The sequence below is a fragment of the Actinomyces sp. oral taxon 849 str. F0330 genome (genome assembly GCF_000239715.1).
GTDB lineage: Bacteria > Actinomycetota > Actinomycetes > Actinomycetales > Actinomycetaceae > Actinomyces > Actinomyces johnsonii.
Genome location: NZ_JH470352.1, coordinates 35,087 through 51,764 on the forward strand (window position 1 = coordinate 35,087; position 16,678 = coordinate 51,764).

Sequence of the window (16,678 nt, forward strand, 5' to 3'; positions counted from 1 at the left end):
GGCTGCGGCGGCGTCGGCCGACGGTGAAACCGGTGGCCTCGATGCGCCCGGCGTAGTAGGTGCGCACGTGGTCGACGCTGATGGTGCCCTGGGTGTCGGCGAGGAGCTGGTCGACGGCGGAGCACAGCTCGCGCACGTCGCTGCCCAGGGCGTCGACCAGGGCGCCCACGGCCTCGGGGGCGATGCTCCGCCCGGCGCGGCGCACGTCGGCCACGACCAGGGAGGACTTGTCCTTGGCGCTCTTGATGGCGTCGCACTGGACGGTCGGGTAGGGCGAGGCCTTGATGGCATCGAGCAGGCGCTTGCCCCGCTGCCCCCCGTTGTGGCGCAGGATGACGCTGACCTCGGGGTCGGCGGCGCCCACGTAGGCGATGAGGTCGGCCAGAAGGGCGTCGGTCATCTGCTCCAGGGCGGGGACGTAGACGAGCCGGGGCTCTCCGAACAGGGAGGGCGACACGAGGGTGTCGAGCTGGTGGGGCTCGTAGGTGGCGGCCTCGAGGCGCGTGACCTCGGTGGTCGGGTCCTTGGCCTTGGCCTGCTCCAGAAGACTCGATACCGCACGGTCGGCGAGGACCTCCTCGCCAGCGCGGATGAGGACGATCGGCGCCAGCTGGGCCTGGTCCCAGCGAAGTCCAGCCGGTGCGTTGCGCTGGCCTCGGGAGCGGGAGGTTCGGGTCGCTGCCATGGGGCAAGCCTGCCACGAGCGGGCCGCATCAACCGTCTCAGTCCCTTCAGCAGGGCGCGGCGGGCGCGGGGAGCCACTAGGAGCAGGACCCCGAGCTCGCAGGCCCCCAGTGCCAGTGCGCCCGTGAGGCCGTCCGGCCAGGGCAGTGTGGCGCAGGGCAGGTGGGCGAAGAACCCGGCGACCCACACCATCCAGGAGCAGGCCGCGAGCGCCGGCCAGGCGATGACGGTGGCGGCCGCGGGCCAGGCGGGGTGGACCAGGGCTGCCAGGAGCCCGCTGATCGTGGCGATAACAGCGGCCGGCTCGGTAAGCAGATTGGCGGGAACCGACCATGCCCCCACGGTGGGTTGGAGGAGGATGAGAAGGGGGCTGCAGGCCGCCTGAGCCACCAGTGGCAGGGCCACGGCGACGGCCAGCCACCTGGGAAGGCGGCGCGAGAGGTGGGCCGCGACCGGCTTGGCACCGATGACGATGCCTGCGGTGGCGACCACGGACAGGGCGAAGCCGTAATCCCGGGCCTGCCAGGGATCGATAAGCAGCAGGACGATGGCCCCGGCGCACAGGGCCGGCACGGAGGCGGCGCGGCGCCCTACCACGACGCCCAGGAGCATGACGGCGCCCATGGTGGCCGCGCGCAGTACCGAGCCCGAGGGGCGCACCAGGATCACGAGGAGAGTCAGCAGGATCGTCCCGAGCAGTGCCCGCCAGCGCCGGGGAACGACCCCGAGGGCGGCCAGGCCCAGGCCCAGGACGATGGCGACGTGCTGCCCGGAGACGGCCGTCAAGTGGGTCATGGACACGGTGCGCATGTCCTGGCGCACCTGGGCGGGTAGGGCGTGGTCATCGCCCAGGGCCACGCCGGGCACGAGGGTTCGAGCACCAGTCGGCCAGAATCCCCGGGACGCAGTTTCCGTGTCTTGTGCATCTTCTGCGCCGACGGCCCGGGCAAGGCCAGTGCGAATGCTGGTGACGGCTCCGAGCACCCCGGCCGGTGGGCTGAGCACCTTGAGACCAGCGCGCTTGGGGATGATGGCCGTCTCGGATCGGCCCGGATGCGTGGGCTTCAGGTGCGTGCGTACCTCGACGCGGGTCCCCATGGGCAGGCTCAACCATTGCTTGTCGGCCAGGACGGTGGCGCTCAGGGACGAGGATCGCCCATCGACCTGCTCGACGTCGAGGGCGGTGATGACGAGGGTGGATCGACTGGTGGCCGAGACTCTGGGCTCCTGGGAGACGGTGCCGACCAGGGTGACCGGGCGCCCGGAGGCCACCGCCATGGTCAGGGGGTCGCGCTGGCGGGCCCACAGGTGGGCGGCGCTGATGGCCAGGACCGCCGCGGCGCACAGGGCGCACACAAGCATGCTGGCGCTCACTGTGCCGATGGCGCCGGGGTCCTGCTCGGGGGCTCCGGGGCGCGGGTCGGCCCGGTGGCGCGGTGGCCGGAAGCGCAGGACGGGCACGATCAGTGCCGCAGCCAGAGCTGCGCACCCCGAGGCCAGTGGGAGCACCGGTCTCCAGGCGCCCGCTCCATCGTGCCCGACGGCCCACCAGGCGCTTGCCCAGCAACTGATCGCAGGAGCGAGCAGACGCAGGTCGAGGGGCTCGGGGGCCTTGGAGGCGGTGGTGTGCGCGCGCTGCCCTCGGCCTCGGCGCTGGCTCTGCTCCTGGCGCAGGCGCTCGTAAAGCGTCGGATCGTCCCACGGGGCCCCGGAGGCACTCGTGCCGTGGTCTTCCTTCATACGGTGGCCTGTTCCCGCAGGGCCTCCAGCTTGGCCTTGCCGATGCCGGGGACGTCGGTGAGCGCGTCGACGCTGGCGAAGGGCCCGTGGGAGTCGCGGTACTCCACGATCCGCTGGGCCAGGGCCGGGCCGATGCCGGGCAGCTTCTCCAGCTCGGAGGCCGAGGCCGTATTGATGTTGACCGTCCCCGAGGCGCCGCCGTCTCCGGGCTTCCCCGAACCTGTTCCCGCCCCGGGGGTGGCGGCTCCGCTGGGTTGTGGTGCGGGATCGGGCAGGATCTCGCCGATGCGTGGCACCCGGATCTGCTCGCCGTCGGTCAGGACTCGGGCGAGGTTGAGTTGTTCGGCATCCGCGTCCGGGGCGACTCCCCCTGCGGCGTCGATGGCGTCGGTGACGCGGCTGCCCACTCCCAGGACCACGACTCCCGGCCTGGTCACCGCCCCGGTGACGTGGACGACGACGTTGCCGGCTGCAGCGGGCGAACCGCCCGGTGCAGGGCTGCCCCGCATTGAGACTGGCGCAGTGGCCGCAGATGCGGCTGGGGCATGTGCCCGCATCGATGCGTTTGCCGTGCCCGCGGCGGCGGTGGCCGGAGCCGACTCGCCGCCGGTACCGGTGGAGGCCAGGACGGCCCGTAGCGCCAGGACGAGAGCCAGGATGAGGAGGACGGCGCCGGCGACCACGGCGGCCCGAGGCGCGATCGCCAGGCGGCGCGGGTGGCGGACGGGCTCCTCGGGATCGGTCGAGCAGGCCAGGCGCACAAGATCGTCCAGGGACCGGTCCCCCGTCCTTCTGCCAGCACTCATGGCTTTGACGGTAGGTGGTGAACGGGCCCGCCGCGCAGCCTGTCCATCTGCCCTGTGGAGAGGGAGCGCAACTCGTCTTCTGTGGTAACCGGGCGTCATTGCGGGATCGTCGTGGGGCGCCGCGGGCGCGACGGGGTGGGCCGTCGGGCAGGAGTCAGTGTGCCCTGAGGTCGGGGGCGACGGCGATGCCAAGGGCCCCAGGACCAAGATGGGTGCGGGTCGCCTCGTCGATGGGGAGGGTGAGGACCTCGGTGACGATGGCTCCGGCCTCCTCCATGGCCTCGCGCAGTCCGGTCTCGAGCCGGCCCAGCATGTCGGCGTCGTCCCCTTGGATGGCCAGGCGCACTGGGTCGGCGGGGCGCCTGGGGCCGGACAGGGCGGTCCCACCGGCGGCGCGGACGGCCTGGGCGATGAGGTGTCTCCTGGCGCGGGCAGCACCGCGTACGGTCTCCAGCGCCCGAATCCCGTCTCGGGTGAGGGCCAGCACCGGGCGAATTCCGAGTACTCCGTCCAGGCGGGCGGTGGTGCGGTCGATCCGCCCGGAGCGGGCCAGGCGGCCCAGGTCGTCGACGATGAAGAGCTGGCAGGAGCGGGCAGTGCTGGCACGAGTCAGTGCCGCGCCGCGGCGGGCATCGTGGGCGTGGGCGGCCGCCAGCACCGCGAGTCCCAGGGCTCCAGAACTGGTGCCGGAGTCGACGACGCGCAGCCACTGCGGCCGTCTGCGCCCAGCATCCCCTTCCCGCCCGGTGTTCCCGGCGTACTCGGCCTCGATCCGGGCTGCGGCGATGCGGGCGTTGTCCACGGTTCCGGACAGCGCCGAGGAGATGTGAACGGCCAGGACCTCCTCGGCTCGCAGAGCTGCACGGCCATAAGCGTCCATCAGCTCCTGGACACTGGGGCGTGACGTGGTTGTGGGGGCGCCGTCCGCACCGGGGACGGTATGAAGGGGGACCACCTCGATCGCACGGTCACGTATCTGGGGCTCCGTCAGGCAGGCGGCGGAGTCGGTGACGACGGCGAGCGACATGGCATCTACTTTATCGGCAAGGCCCCTGCTCACCGACCAGGCGCCGCCCGCGACGGTGGCGTCCGGAGCCTTCGGCTACTGGTCTGCCGGCGCCGGCTGTTTCTCGCTGCGAGAGGCGAGGAGTTCGGTGTAGAGGTCGATGAGCCGCTTGGTCATCGTCTCGGAGTCGAACTGCCGGGCTGTCTCCAGGGCGCCGTCGGACAGCTCGGCGAGCCGGGCGTCGTCGGACAGCAGCGAGGCGAAGACCCGGGCGAAGTCCTCCCCCTCGATCCCGTCGGTGAGGATCGCGTTGCGCTCGGTGAGGCACTCAGTCATCCGCTCGTCGCAGTAGACGATCGGCAGTCCGGAGGCAGCGGCCTCCAGGAACACCATGGGCTGATTGTCGAAATGGTAGGAGGCCAGGGAAAAGACATCAGCCTGTTTGAGTAGGACGGCGACCTCCTCGGGTGAGCGCTTGCCGGCAATGATCACGCGGTCGGCGACCCCGAGCTCCTCGGCGCGCCGGCCCAGCTCCTCCTGGGAGGGTCCTGGACCGACCAGCACCAGCTTGACCGGCATTCCGGCTAGGTGGGGCATGGCCTCGACGAGCGTCATCTGCCGCTTCTCCGGGCTGAGGCGGGCCACGCAGATGATGATCTTCTCGCCGGGCGCCTTGGCAACCGGCGAGTCGACGGCGCGGGCTCGCCGGTAGCGGCTGGAGTCCAGTCCGTTGGGCAGGACCATGCAGGGGGCGGTTAGCCCGCCGTCGTTGATGAGGATCTGGGCCAGGTGCTGGGAGGGCGACAGGCAGGCGTCGCACTTGTTGGCGAAGGCCGCTGTCAGTCGCCATCCCTGGCGGGACAGGGCCGTCTTCATGTCGCGCTTGTTGAGGTGCCTAATGGAGTCGCGATGGGGGCGGGGCAGCACCGGCAGGGACTTGAGCGCCACGGGGAAGGCGACGGACAGGGCCAGCAGGCCGGAGAGCACGGCGAGCGGGTAGTCGTCGATGAGCTCGGTGTAGAGGGTGTGGATGGTGGTGACGTGGGGGATGTTCTGGCGCTTGGACACCCAGTGGGCCAGGACCCCGAGGCTGAACTGGGTCTGGCTGTGGACGATGTCGAAGTCGTAGGCGTCGAAGCGCCGGGCCAGGCCGGGGTAGATGGTGGCGACTTCGCGGCTGTCGAAGACGTAGTAGCGCGATGAGGGCAGGCGGATGACGTGGTCGTCGGTCTCCTCGTAGCCCTCGGCCTTGGGGGCCACGATGTAGACCTCGTGGCCCATGCGTTCCAGGGCGGCCCGGAAGGTAGCCGTGGAGGTGGCCACGCCGTGGACGGAAGGCAGGTAGTCGTCGATGAAGAAGGCGATCCGCATGACGCTCATCCGATCCTGCGGGCTGGAGTCGACAGCAGCCTGCCCCGTAGGGGCGGCTCATCCGGGCAAGACGACGCAGGGGGCAACATAGGGGCGCGCAAACCTCACAGCAAAGAGGACGGGTGAAGGAACGGGGCCGGACGCGCGGTCTCGGAACTCTTGGGCTCAGAGGCTACCCTGCCGACCGCGCCACTGCCGCCCGGAGCACCCGAAACGGCGCCAAGACCACATTTTTCTCTGTTTATCCTGGTCAACGGCGTTTGTGTCTGTGATGCCCCTATGAATGGGCTTGGAGGGATCGTCTTTCCGGACGCTTGGCCCCATCATGTCCTCAGACGCGCCAGGCTCCTGGCACGCCCGAGTCAGCGCGCTGGCAGGTTCGGCGTTTACGATGACGCCATGACCGACTCAGCTGAGATCGCACGCCTCAAGGCCGAGGCCGCTCAGGCCGCCGCCGAAGCCGCCGCAGCCAAGGCCGCCGCTGCTCAAGCCGCCCTTGACGCCGCCATCGCCTCTAGTCCCGCCTCGGCCGAGGCTACTCCTGGCACAGGGACCGCTGCAGAGGCCGCAGGGGCCGAAACGGGGGCTCCGGCCGCAGCTCCCACAGAGTCGGCCGACGCCGTCGCCCCCGCTGACTCCGCGCAGCCCGCCGTGCCCGCTGAGGCGCCGGCGGAGGAGGCCCCTGCGACACAGGATCAGACGGAGACCGCGCCCCCTGCCGAGGATGCCGCCTACACCGGCCAGGTCCGCTCCGGCTATGACTTCTCCTCCCCCACCCTGCCGGTGGGCACCTACCTCGACACGCTCTGCGATGGCGAACCCGCGCCGGTCAAGGGCCTGTCGGTCGGCATCCCGCTGGGGCTGCTCAACCGGCACGCGCTGGTGGCCGGGGCGACCGGTACCGGCAAGACCCGTACACTCCAGCTCCTGGCCGAGGGCCTGTCCAGCGCGGGCGTCCCAGTCTTCCTGGCCGACGTCAAGGGCGACCTGACCGGCCTGGCCGAGCCCGGAGCCTCCAACGACAAGATCGCCGCCCGCATCGACTCCACCGGTCAGGAATGGGCGGGTCAGTCCTTCCCCATCGAGCTGTTCAACCTCGGTGGATCAGACTCCGGCGCCGGCATCAGCGGCACCCCCATTCGCACGACGGTCACCGAGTTCGGGCCGATCCTGCTCTCCCGGGTCCTGGGCCTCAATGACACGCAGACCTCCGCCCTCCAGCTCGTCTTCCACTGGGCTGACAGCCAGGGGCTGGCTCTGCTGGACCTGAAGGACCTGCGCGCCGTCGTCGACTACCTGACGAACACCGACGCGGGCAAGGAGGAGCTCAAGACCATCGGCGGTGTCTCGGCTGCGACGGCCGGGGTCATCCTGCGTGAGATTGCCGCCCTGGAGGCGGCCGGAGGCGAGGCCTTCTTCGGCGAGCCCGCACTGGATGTGCGCGACCTCATGCGGCTCTCCCCCGATGGCCGCGGTGTCATCTCCGCCCTGGAGCTGGCCGACATCCAGTCCCAGGGCACGCTGTTCTCCACTTTCCTCATGTGGCTGCTCGCTGAGCTCTTCGAGACCCTGCCTGAGGTCGGCGACCCGGACAAGCCCACCATGGTGTTTTTCTTCGACGAGGCACACCTGCTGTTCTCCGGCGCCTCGAAAGCCTTCCTGGAGGCCGTGGTGCGCACCGTGCGGCTCATCCGCTCCAAGGGCGTGGGCATCGTCTTCATCACCCAGTCCCCCACGGACGTGCCCGACGAAGTCCTGGCCCAGCTCGGCAGCCGGGTCCAGCACGCCCTGCGCGCCCACACCCCGGCCGACGCCGCCAACCTCAAGAAGGCGGTCTCCACCTTCCCGGTCAGCCCGGTCGACCTCAGCCGGGTGCTCACGTCACTGGGAACCGGTCAGGCCGTTGTCAGTGTCCTGGACGAGAAGGGACGTCCCGCTCCGGTCGCTCCGGTAGTCATCAACGTTCCCGCCGCCGTCATGGGGCCGGCCCAGGGCGGCACCGTCGGCCAGGTGCTGGCTTCCTCGCCGCTCAAACCCAAGTACGCCACGGGCGTGGATAACGAGTCCGCCTACGAACTGCTGGCCCAGCGGGTCCAGGCCGACGCCGAGGCCGCCGAGGCCGCTCGCGCCGCCGAGCAGGCCGCCAAGGAACAGGCAAAGGCCGACGCCGCCGCTCAGAAGGCCCTGGAGAAGGAGGCCGCCCGCCAGGCCGCTCAGCGTCAGAAGGAGGCCGAGCGCTTGGAGCGCGAGGCCGTCAAGGAGGCCCAGCGTCGCCAGCGCGAGGCGGAGAAGGCCGCCGAGCGCCGTCAGCGGGAGGTCGAGAAGACCATCGGCTCGGTGGGCCGCCAGATCACCCGCGAGATCACACGTTCCATCTTCGGCACCCTCAGGCGCCGCTGAGAACCGGCTCAAGCAGGGCGAAGGGGCTGCACCAACCACTCGGTTCGTGCAGCCCCTCGTGCTGCTCCTCCGCTACTCCGGCGCGGCCGTGAGCGACGCCGTCGGAGAGTCCGCCCCGGTCACTCGGGAACGATGCTCACCAGGTGGACGCCCAGACTTCCGGTAGGTACGTCCAGCCTTCTGCACTATTGAGCTACGGCTCTATACCGCTGACGAGCAGCCTCTCCACTAGTTCCGATCGCCTCACCGACTTCGCGCCAGGACAGCTGCTGCTCACGGGCCGCATGCACCGCTTCAGCAAGTTCACGCTCAGCCGTGTCACGACGCCACGCCGCAAGCTTGACGGCCATGATCGGCGGCAACGGGGCATCTTCGTCACCGGGCCTGGGGTCATAGTTCTCGAAGGCGTCGGCGAACTCGTCAGCGCGAGCCGCGATGTCTGCGATGGAGCGTCGAGTCATCGTGATTCACCTTAGATACTTGGAACGGGCCGGGCGCATAGCGTGAGCGATAGCGATGACGCCGTGCCATTCGATGACGCCTACCTCAATGAGAATGCCAGTCTCGTCGGCACCTATGAACATCGTCATCGAATCATCTTGCACAAAGTGACGGACAGGAAAGCGCAGTGCGTGGAGCATGGCATCATCCGGCACACCGTGCCGATGTGCACTGTCGAGGATAATCGGGCTCAGCTCCACAACACAAGGTTACTTGTTGTTCGTTTTCCAGCCAAAGCACAGTCTCAACGCACTCCTCCTCTCTATCCCCGCGGGCACAACTTGAGGGGCTGCACCAACCACTCGGTTCGTGCAGCCCCTCGTGCTGCTCCTCCGCTACTCCGGCGCGGCCGTGAGCGACGCCGTCGAGAGTCTCCCCCGGTCACTCGGGGACGATGCTCACCAGCTTGGGGGCGCGGACGATCACCTTGCGCACGCCGCGCCCGTCCAGGGTGCGGATGACGCCGGGGGCCGCCAGGGCCAGTTTCTCCAGCTCGGCCTCGGAGATGTTGGGGTCGACCTCGAGGCGATCGCGGACCTTGCCCTTGACCTGGACGACGCAGGTGACCTTGTCGGCGGCCAGCAGGGACTGGTCGGTCACGACCGGGAAGTCCTCGTGGGCCAGGGAGTGCTCGTGGCCCAGGCGCTTCCAGATCTCCTCGGCGATGTGCGGGGCCACGGGCGCCGTCATGAGGACGAGGGCCTCGACAGCCTCGCGCGGGACCGCGCTGAGCCCGGTGAGATGGTTGTTGAGGACGATGAGCTTGGCGATGGCCGTGTTCAGCCGCATCCCCTCGTAGTCCTCGCGCACGCCCACGATCGTCTTGGCCACGAGCCGGCGGGTCTCCTCGTCGGCGGGCTCGTCAACCACCGTCAGCTCACCGGTGGTCTCGTCGACGATATTGCGCCACAGGCGCTGCAGGAAACGCTGGCTGCCGGCGACGGCGCGGGTGTCCCACGGGCGGTCGGCGTCGAGCGGCCCCATGCTCATCTCGTAGACGCGGAAGGTGTCGGCGCCGTAGGCCTCATACATGTCGTCGGGGGTGACGATGTTCTTCAGGGACTTGCCCATCTTGCCGTACTCGCGGCCCACTGGCTGCCCCTGCCACAGGTAGCTGGTGGTGCCGTCCTCGGCGGTGACCTCCTCGACCTCGTCGGCGGGCACATACTGCCCGCGGGAGTCGGTGTAGGCGTAGGCCTGGACGTAGCCCTGGTTGAAGAGACGGTGGTAGGGCTCGGAGGAGGAGACGTGGCCCAGGTCGAAGAGGACCTTGTGCCAGAAGCGCGAGTAGAGCAGGTGCAGGACGGCGTGCTCGACGCCGCCGACGTACAGGTCGGTGCCGCCGGAGGTGTTGCCAGCCTGCGGGCGCGGCCCCATCCAGTAGGCCTCGTTGGCCGGGTCGACGAGCGCGTTGTCATCGGTGGGGTCGATGTAGCGCATCTCATACCAGCACGAGCCGGCCCACTGCGGCATCGTGTTGGTCTCGCGGTAGTACGTCCGGGGGCCCTCGCCCAGGTCGAGCTCGACCTCGACCCACTCGGTGGCCTTGCCCAGCGGCGGCTCCGGGGAGGAGTCGGCATCGTCGGGGTCGTAGGAGCGCGGTGAGTAGTCGGTAACCTCGGGCAGCTCGACCGGCAGCATGGACTCGGGCAGGGCGTGGACGCCGCCGTCCTCGTCCCACACGATCGGGAAGGGCTCGCCCCAGTAGCGCTGGCGGGAGAAGAGCCAGTCGCGCAGGCGGTAGGTGACCGCACCGCGACCGGCGCCCTTGGCCTCCAGCCAGCCGATCATGGTGGCCTTGGCCTCGTCCTTGCTCATGCCGTTGATGTCCAGGTCGCCCTGGGCGGAGTTCACGACGACGCCGTCGCCGGTGTAGGCCTGGGCGGACAGGTCGATGCCGTGGGGGTCGTCGGCCGGGCCGATGGTCTGGATGATGTCGATGCCGTACTTGGTAGCGAAGGCGTAGTCCCGCTCGTCGTGAGCGGGTACGGCCATGATGGCGCCGGTTCCGTAGCCCATGAGGACGTAGTCGGCCACAAAGACCGGCACCTTCGCGCCGTTGACGGGGTTGATACCGAAGAATCCGGTGAAGACACCGGTCTTGACCCGGCCCTCATCGGTGCGGTCGGCGTCCGACGTCGCCGCGGCTTGGGCGCGGTAGGCAGCCACGGCCTCGGCGGGGGTCGCGTAGCCGCCGGTCCAGGCCTCCTTGGTGCCCTCGGGCCAGGCGGCCGGGACGGCCAGGGCCGCGGCGTCGTCGGCGATCTGGGTCTCGGTGCGCACCGAGCCGGAGGACTCGACGCCGCCCAGCATGGGGTGCTCGGGGGCCACAACCATGAAGGTGGCGCCGAAGAGGGTGTCGGGGCGGGTGGTGTAGACGCTCAGCGACGCATCCTGGTCGGCGCCCTGACCGGCCCCGGGCACGGCAAAGGTCACTTCAGAGCCCTCGGAGCGGCCGATCCAGTTGCGCTGCATGAGCTTGACCTTCTCGGGCCAGTCCACGGTGTCCAGGTCCTCGGCGAGGCGGTCGCCGTAAGCGGTGATGCGCATCATCCACTGGCGCAGGTTGCGCTTGAAAACGGGGTAGTTGCCGCGCTCGGAGCGGCCCTCGGCGGTGACCTCCTCGTTGGCGAGCACCGTGCCCAGGCCGGGGCACCAGTTGACGGGGGCGCTGGAGACGTAGGCCAGACGGAAGGAGTCGATGATCTCGGCCTGCTCGGCGGCGCTCAGGCCGGCCCAGTCGCGGCCGCCGGGGACGGGGACCTGGCCGGAGGCGAGCTTGTCGCGCAGCTCGGTCACCGGCCGGGCCGCGCCCTTGCCGCGGCCGTCGCGGCGCGGGGCCTCGGGGTCGAACCAGGAGTTGAAGACCTGCAGGAAGATCCACTGGGTCCAGCGCACGTAGTCGACGTCGATAGTGACCAGGGAGCGGCGCGGGTCGTGGGACAGGCCCAGGCGGCGCAGCTGGCGGCGCATGTTGGCGATGTTGGCCTCGGTGGAGATGCGCGGGTGCTGGCCGGTGGTGACGGCGTACTGCTCGGCGGGCAGGCCGAAGGCGTCGTAGCCCATCGTGTACAGGACGTTCTTGCCGGTCATCCGGGTGAAGCGCGCGACGACGTCGGTGGCGATGTAGCCCAGCGGGTGGCCCACGTGCAGGCCCTTGCCGGAGGGGTAGGGGAACATGTCCAGCAGGAAGAACTTCTCCTTATCCGCCCCAGGGCCGGCCAGGGCACCGACGGGGTTGTCGGCGTTGAAGGTGCCCTCGGCCTCCCAGCGGTCCTGCCAGGCGGTCTCGATGGAGTCCGCCAGGGCCGCCGTGTAGCGGTAGGGGGTGTCGGACTCGCCCGGTGCGGTTCTCTCTGACATCGCGGCAGCGCTCTTTTCCTACTCGTGCTTCCTGGTGCTGGGGCACAGCCTATCGCCCGGCGGCAGCGGGGCCCGGCGGCGCCCGCCCCGCGGGCGGGCGAGACCGGTCACGTCGGTGGAGCCCACTGGGGTTTGAGCGGTGTCGTCCTCACTCTTCTTCCCGAGCCGCAGCCCTGAAGCGGTTGAGGGCGCCCTGCTCACGTGCCAGCCGGCTACGGTGCCGGTTGATCCGCTCCTCAACGGCGTCAAGCTCACGGCGCAGGCCGGGGCACATGGTGATTGCGACGGCTCGGTTGTCGCCAGTGATCTCGACGCAGTCCAGGTAGCGACGGGCGGCAGCGACGCCGAGGCCGGTGGCCAGGATCGGCCGGATGCGTGCGACGGCGTCCAGATCCTTCGGGCTGTAGTCCCGGTATCCGGCGGAGGTCCGTTCGGGCACGAGCAGACCGGCCTCTTCGTAGTGCCTTAAGGAACGGGGGCTGACACCCGCCTGTCGGGCGAACTCTCCGATGTGCACAAGGAGCTCCTCTCCGGCGAACATCTTCCACTTGACCTTGCCACTGGCGTGAATGTCTACCGTCGGGGTCATGGATCACATGACAGAACACTATTCCTTCGACGGACTCGATACTTTCGACAGAGTCATCCTCGTCCACGGTTTCGGGGCAGGGCCTCACGACCACTGGTTTCCCTGGCTCGCGCGGACCGTCCGCCATGTCGAGGTGCCGCAGCTCCCTCATCCAGAAACTCCGGAGGCCTCGACCTGGGCGTCGATCATCGCCGAGAGAATCGGGACGTCGCCAGACGGGCTGGCGGGGCTCGCAATTGTGACGCACAGTCTTGGCGGCCTGACCGCGCTGCGGGCAATCGAGCGAGTCATCACGTGCGGCTCACCGGTGAACGGCGACGGTCGGCACCTGGCGGCCTTCATCGCCGTCGCACCCTTCGCGCAGCAGCTCCCACCGACGGGAGAGGCGGAGCTCGACCATTTCCTCTCCACCGGACTGAAGGGCTTTCTCGACGGCGCGAGCCCCGGTGAGCTGCGTCCGCTTCTGGGACCCACCACAGTCATTCATTCCGATAACGACCCGCTTGTCCCCCGGGCGGCTTCCCGGAGATTTGCCACCGCGATCAGCGCCGACGTCGTCACCGTTCCGGGCGCGGGCCATTTCCTGGCCTCCGACGGCGTCACGTCTCTTCCGCAGATCGTTCGGGCGCTAAGTCGTGCGAGCGATGAAGGTGCGGGCGCGCCTGGAAAGTAGAAAACGGGCGGGAGTTTCTCCCACTCTGGCGGCCAGAGAGGCCCCTGCGCCAGCCCTCGTATCGCTCGACAGTTCTCTCTTATGACGTTTGGCCCGTTACCGCTCTTTGCTGTGATGACTGCAGAAATACCAATATCGCATTAGCAGAGCAGATGGTTCCGAAGTCTCGGCGGACCGCCGCACCGGCTCCGGGGGAACGGAGGCTCCGATAACGCGGTTTTTCATTGTTGTTGAGCCGATTTCCGGGAATGTTGATGGAGCGCGGATGTCGAGGACTGTTGCTATACTGTACGTATGTTCGAAGATGGCGTATTTCCTCGTGTCCCGGCCGGTGGTGCGGTCGGGGCGCCGGGCGCGCCCGCCGGTCCTCCGACGTCGGTGTCGCCGGTCTCGGCGGAAGACGCCGCCGTCCTGCTGGCGTCCCTGGGGGCGGGCGGACTGCTGGCCGGTGTAGTGGAGGGGTTGCTGGCTCGGCTGCTGGTGACCGCCCAGGACTCCGACGATGAGGTCTCCGCTGCTGACGGCGTCGGCGGTGTTGATGGTGAGGGCTTGTTCACTAGCGAACCTGGGGGTGATGCGGCCATGGTGACCGCCGCCAAGGGGCTCAGGACCATGGACGTGGAGGAGGCCGGCGCCTCGGGGCTGATTGGTCTGGGGGCGGCGGGTTTGGGGGAGCTGGCCGCGGCCTGTCATCGCCTGGCGGCCTGGGCTGCCTGGGGAGAATCACTCGCAGCGGCCTGCCTGACCGGGTGCGCTGAGCTGTCAACCCACCCCGGCCAGTGGGGCCCAAACGGCCAGGTCTCACCCGTGGTCGGCTACGAGGAACGCAAGTTCAACACCACCTGCCTACTCTCGGTCCGACTGGGGATCTCCCGGACTCGGGCCGGCCAGATGGTCGATCACGGCAACGCCCTCATGAATATTGGCTTCGGCCCGGTCGAGGCCATGGAGCGCTCCGGGGTCCTGGACTCGACAAAGGCGTCCCTGGTGACTCGCCGTCTGGAAGACGTGCCGGTTCCTGTGGCACTGGAGGTCCAGAACAAGGTCCTGCCCCAGGCACCCCGACGCACCGTCTCTCAGGTGGGGCGGGACATTGAGCGGGCCCTCATAGAGGTCGACCCCGACGGACACGATGAGCGGACCCGAGCCAATGTCTCCAGGCGGTGCGTGTCGCGCCCGAAGCCTGCGGGCGAGGGCCTGTGCCAGGTCCGGCTTCTGCTGCCGACCATGGACGCCCTGCTGCTGGACTCCACTCTGGACGCGATCGCCGCCAGTGCACGCGCCGCCGGCGAGGAGCGCACCCCGGGCCAGCTGCGAGCCGACGCCATCACCGCCATGACCCTCTCGACGCTGCGCACCAGCCAGCAGACCGCCTACCAGTCCGCTGTGAAAGCATCCGATGTCCGCGACGGCGTCCCTACAAGCCTCGACGACGGTGGCGGTGGCATCGATGGCGACCTCAGCACGCTGGGCTCAGTACCCCACTCCTGGGCATCTCCTAATTCCCCCGTCCCGGGGCGCCTACTACCCGACGGGGTACCCCTGGAAGGACTCCTGAGCAGCTTAAGTGGCCTGGTGAGCTCGGTCAGCCCATGGTGGACCCCCTCAGGAACCGGCCACCTTCCTCTACCGGCGAGCATCCACATCAACGTCAATGTCACCGTCCCCCTGACCAGCTTGGTACCACCAGGAGACCCCGACGGCAGCGGCGATCCCGGAGGCGGCGACCGCGCTGACGGCCCTTACAGCCTTGATTCCAGCCGGACCGGCCCAGACGGCGGCCACGGAACCGTGCTTGAGCCCTCCGACCGGGAGTCCTCCGAGACCAGCGGCAGAAGTCTGCCCGAATCCAGGCAGGACGTTCCTGCTGCCCAGTCCGTAGCGGAGGTACGGATCGGGGCCCGGAGTGTGCCGGTACCGGCCATGACTGCCTGGGCCCTGGCTGCAGGCGGCACCTGGAGGCGCCTGGTCACCGACCCGGTCAGCGGAGTCGTCCTGGACGTCGGCCGCACCAGGTACCGGCCCCCGACGGGTCTGGCCGACCTGGTGCGCGCCCGCGACCGTGCCTGCGTCTTCCCCACCTGCCAGATTCCGGCTGAGCGCTGCGACCTGGACCATCTCACCGCCTGGGGCCAGGGCGGGACCACGAGCCTGGACAACCTCGCCACCCTGTGCGAGGCCCACCACCGCCTCAAGCACACTCCCGGGTGGGCCCTCACCAGAGACCAGACCAGCGGGGACCTGTCCTGGCACACCCCTGACAAGACCGTCTACCAGCGCCGCCCCGACGGCACCATCGACCGCTTGCCCAGGAAGGTCGGGCCCCGCCAGCACCTTGTTCCCAGCACCGTCATCCCGGACGGCCTGAGCAAACAGATCGGCCCCGACCTCATCGACCGTCTCAACACCGCCCTCGACCACACCCACCCCGGCAACGGCAGTGCCCGGCTGGTCACCCGCGGCCCCCGCCCCGGTGAAAAGGCCGGAGACTTCGAGACCGCCCCCTACCCGAGAGCCGCCCACACCCTCGGACTGGCACCCCTCATCGACCAAGCCCCATCCTTCTGACGGGGACGAAGCCGGCAGCCTCGGGTGCTACGCGAGCGCGGCGCTGTCCAGCCTTGCGGGGACGAACTCGCCCCAGCCGTCCTCGACAAGGCCGCCCCGCAGGCGCTCCATGGCGGCGTCGAGTTCGGGCCCCTCGGGGTGGCGGGCCGAGGAGAAGGACAGGTCCTCCTCGGAGCGGATCGGCAGCACATGAAGGTGCAGGTGGTCGACCCCGTAGCCGGCCACGACGAGCCCGGCCCTGGGCGCCTCAAAGACGCGTACCTGCGCGGCACCGATGCGCTTGGCGACCACAGCCAGGTGCGCCACTACGTCGTCGGGCGCGTCCACGTAGGAGTCGACCTCGACCCGCGGAACCACCAGGACGTGCCCGTCGGTATGCGGCTCAATGGTGGCGAAGGCGACGCAGACCTCGTCCGCCCACACGAAACGGCCGGGGATCTCACCCTTGATGATCTTGGTGAAAATCGTGCTCATGGCCCCATTGTCCCCCAGCCGCGCCCGAATCCGTCCAGGTTCGTCGGCAGACGAGTAGCCGCTCGCGGGCACGAGTCGCGGCGACGTACACGAGATTGAGCCGCATACGAGGATCTGTCTGTCGTCCGCCATATGTCTCCGAGCCCTTCCGCTTCTCGGACTCGCGTCTCTAACGGCAACGGCTCGGTACTCCAGCCCCTTGGCACGGTGCATCGTCATGACTCTGATGCCGCCCGGGAAAGCGGACTCGCTGGTGCGATCATCCACTTTCACCGCGGCCAATCCGGCCTCTCTCAAACGCGCCAGCGTCTCATCAACACCGTTCCGGGTAGCACGTACGACGGCGATAGACGATAGGTTGGCTTCTCCCCCGCCGGACGAAGACGTCAACTCGCCGCCCTGCTCGGCGTCGATGCGCATGTCCTCTCGTACCCGCCTGATCCAGGTAAGAAGGGCCTCATCCGGGTCCTCAGGTAAACCATCGAATCCGGGTCTTTCCACCG

Annotated in this window: 12 protein-coding genes and 1 pseudogene; 3 read left to right on the forward strand and 10 right to left on the reverse strand. The window is 69.2% G+C overall.

Translation table 11 applies throughout. The features are described 5' to 3' along the window. From HMPREF0975_RS16155 to HMPREF0975_RS07595, 5 genes and pseudogenes are all read right to left on the reverse strand, one after another. Positions 1-400 (reverse strand): annotated as a pseudogene (locus HMPREF0975_RS16155) (DNA polymerase III subunit delta); the annotation flags it as partial. Then, a complete protein-coding gene (locus tag HMPREF0975_RS07580) occupies positions 397-2,424 on the reverse strand; it encodes a ComEC/Rec2 family competence protein (protein ID WP_009233560.1) in 2,028 nt (675 codons plus the stop codon). The pseudogene HMPREF0975_RS16155 and the gene HMPREF0975_RS07580, both read right to left, overlap by 4 nt. After that, positions 2,421-3,185 (reverse strand): ComEA family DNA-binding protein, encoded by a 765-nt coding sequence (locus HMPREF0975_RS07585; RefSeq protein ID WP_049939615.1) that lies wholly within the window; start codon positions 3,183-3,185, stop codon positions 2,421-2,423. The genes HMPREF0975_RS07580 and HMPREF0975_RS07585 overlap by 4 nt, the downstream gene beginning before the upstream one ends. Positions 3,186-3,384: 199 nt before the next feature. Beyond that, positions 3,385-4,257, reverse strand: coding sequence for a DegV family protein (locus tag HMPREF0975_RS07590; protein ID WP_009233562.1), 873 nt, complete (start codon positions 4,255-4,257; stop codon positions 3,385-3,387). 75 nt (positions 4,258-4,332) lie between these two features. Further along, positions 4,333-5,616 (reverse strand): glycosyltransferase, encoded by a 1,284-nt coding sequence (locus tag HMPREF0975_RS07595; RefSeq protein ID WP_009233563.1) that lies wholly within the window; start codon positions 5,614-5,616, stop codon positions 4,333-4,335. A 390-nt stretch (positions 5,617-6,006) separates the two neighbouring features. On the opposite strand from HMPREF0975_RS07595, the gene HMPREF0975_RS07600 reads away from it, so the two are divergent. After that, positions 6,007-8,007: a helicase HerA-like domain-containing protein gene (locus tag HMPREF0975_RS07600; RefSeq protein WP_009233564.1), complete on the forward strand. Its 2,001-nt coding sequence runs from the start codon at positions 6,007-6,009 to the stop codon at positions 8,005-8,007. Between the two features lie 185 nt (positions 8,008-8,192). Here the strand turns inward: HMPREF0975_RS07600 and HMPREF0975_RS07605 are convergent, their stop codons facing one another. The 4 genes from HMPREF0975_RS07605 to HMPREF0975_RS07620 all read right to left on the reverse strand — a co-directional run bounded on the left by HMPREF0975_RS07605 (position 8,193) and on the right by HMPREF0975_RS07620 (position 12,460). Further along, entirely contained in the window at positions 8,193-8,468 is a 276-nt protein-coding gene (locus HMPREF0975_RS07605; protein ID WP_009233565.1) for a hypothetical protein, read from the reverse strand. A 6-nt stretch (positions 8,469-8,474) separates the two neighbouring features. Beyond that, on the reverse strand, positions 8,475-8,708 hold the full coding sequence (locus HMPREF0975_RS07610; protein ID WP_049939617.1) for a hypothetical protein: 234 nt from the start codon (positions 8,706-8,708) through the stop codon (positions 8,475-8,477). A gap of 181 nt (positions 8,709-8,889) precedes the next feature. Next, positions 8,890-11,871 (reverse strand): leucine--tRNA ligase, encoded by a 2,982-nt coding sequence (locus HMPREF0975_RS07615; protein WP_009233567.1) that lies wholly within the window; start codon positions 11,869-11,871, stop codon positions 8,890-8,892. A gap of 148 nt (positions 11,872-12,019) precedes the next feature. Then, positions 12,020-12,460 (reverse strand): MerR family transcriptional regulator, encoded by a 441-nt coding sequence (locus HMPREF0975_RS07620; protein ID WP_009233568.1) that lies wholly within the window; start codon positions 12,458-12,460, stop codon positions 12,020-12,022. On the opposite strand from HMPREF0975_RS07620, the gene HMPREF0975_RS07625 reads away from it, so the two are divergent. Beyond that, the gene (locus tag HMPREF0975_RS07625) at positions 12,459-13,133 is read left to right on the forward strand and encodes an RBBP9/YdeN family alpha/beta hydrolase (protein ID WP_049939619.1); all 675 of its coding nucleotides are present in this window, start codon (positions 12,459-12,461) and stop codon (positions 13,131-13,133) included. The two genes, HMPREF0975_RS07620 and HMPREF0975_RS07625, sit on opposite strands and share 2 nt — an antisense overlap. Before the next feature lie 294 nt (positions 13,134-13,427). Further along, positions 13,428-15,701 carry an HNH endonuclease signature motif containing protein gene (locus tag HMPREF0975_RS07630; protein WP_009233570.1) on the forward strand — a complete coding sequence of 758 codons (2,274 nt, stop codon included), beginning with the start codon at positions 13,428-13,430 and terminating at the stop codon, positions 15,699-15,701. Positions 15,702-15,728: 27 nt separating this feature from the next. On the opposite strand, the gene HMPREF0975_RS07635 is transcribed toward HMPREF0975_RS07630, so the two are convergent. After that, positions 15,729-16,175, reverse strand: a complete 447-nt coding sequence (locus tag HMPREF0975_RS07635) for an HIT family protein (protein ID WP_021608605.1) — start codon at positions 16,173-16,175, stop codon at positions 15,729-15,731. Positions 16,176-16,678: the final 503 nt, after the last annotated feature.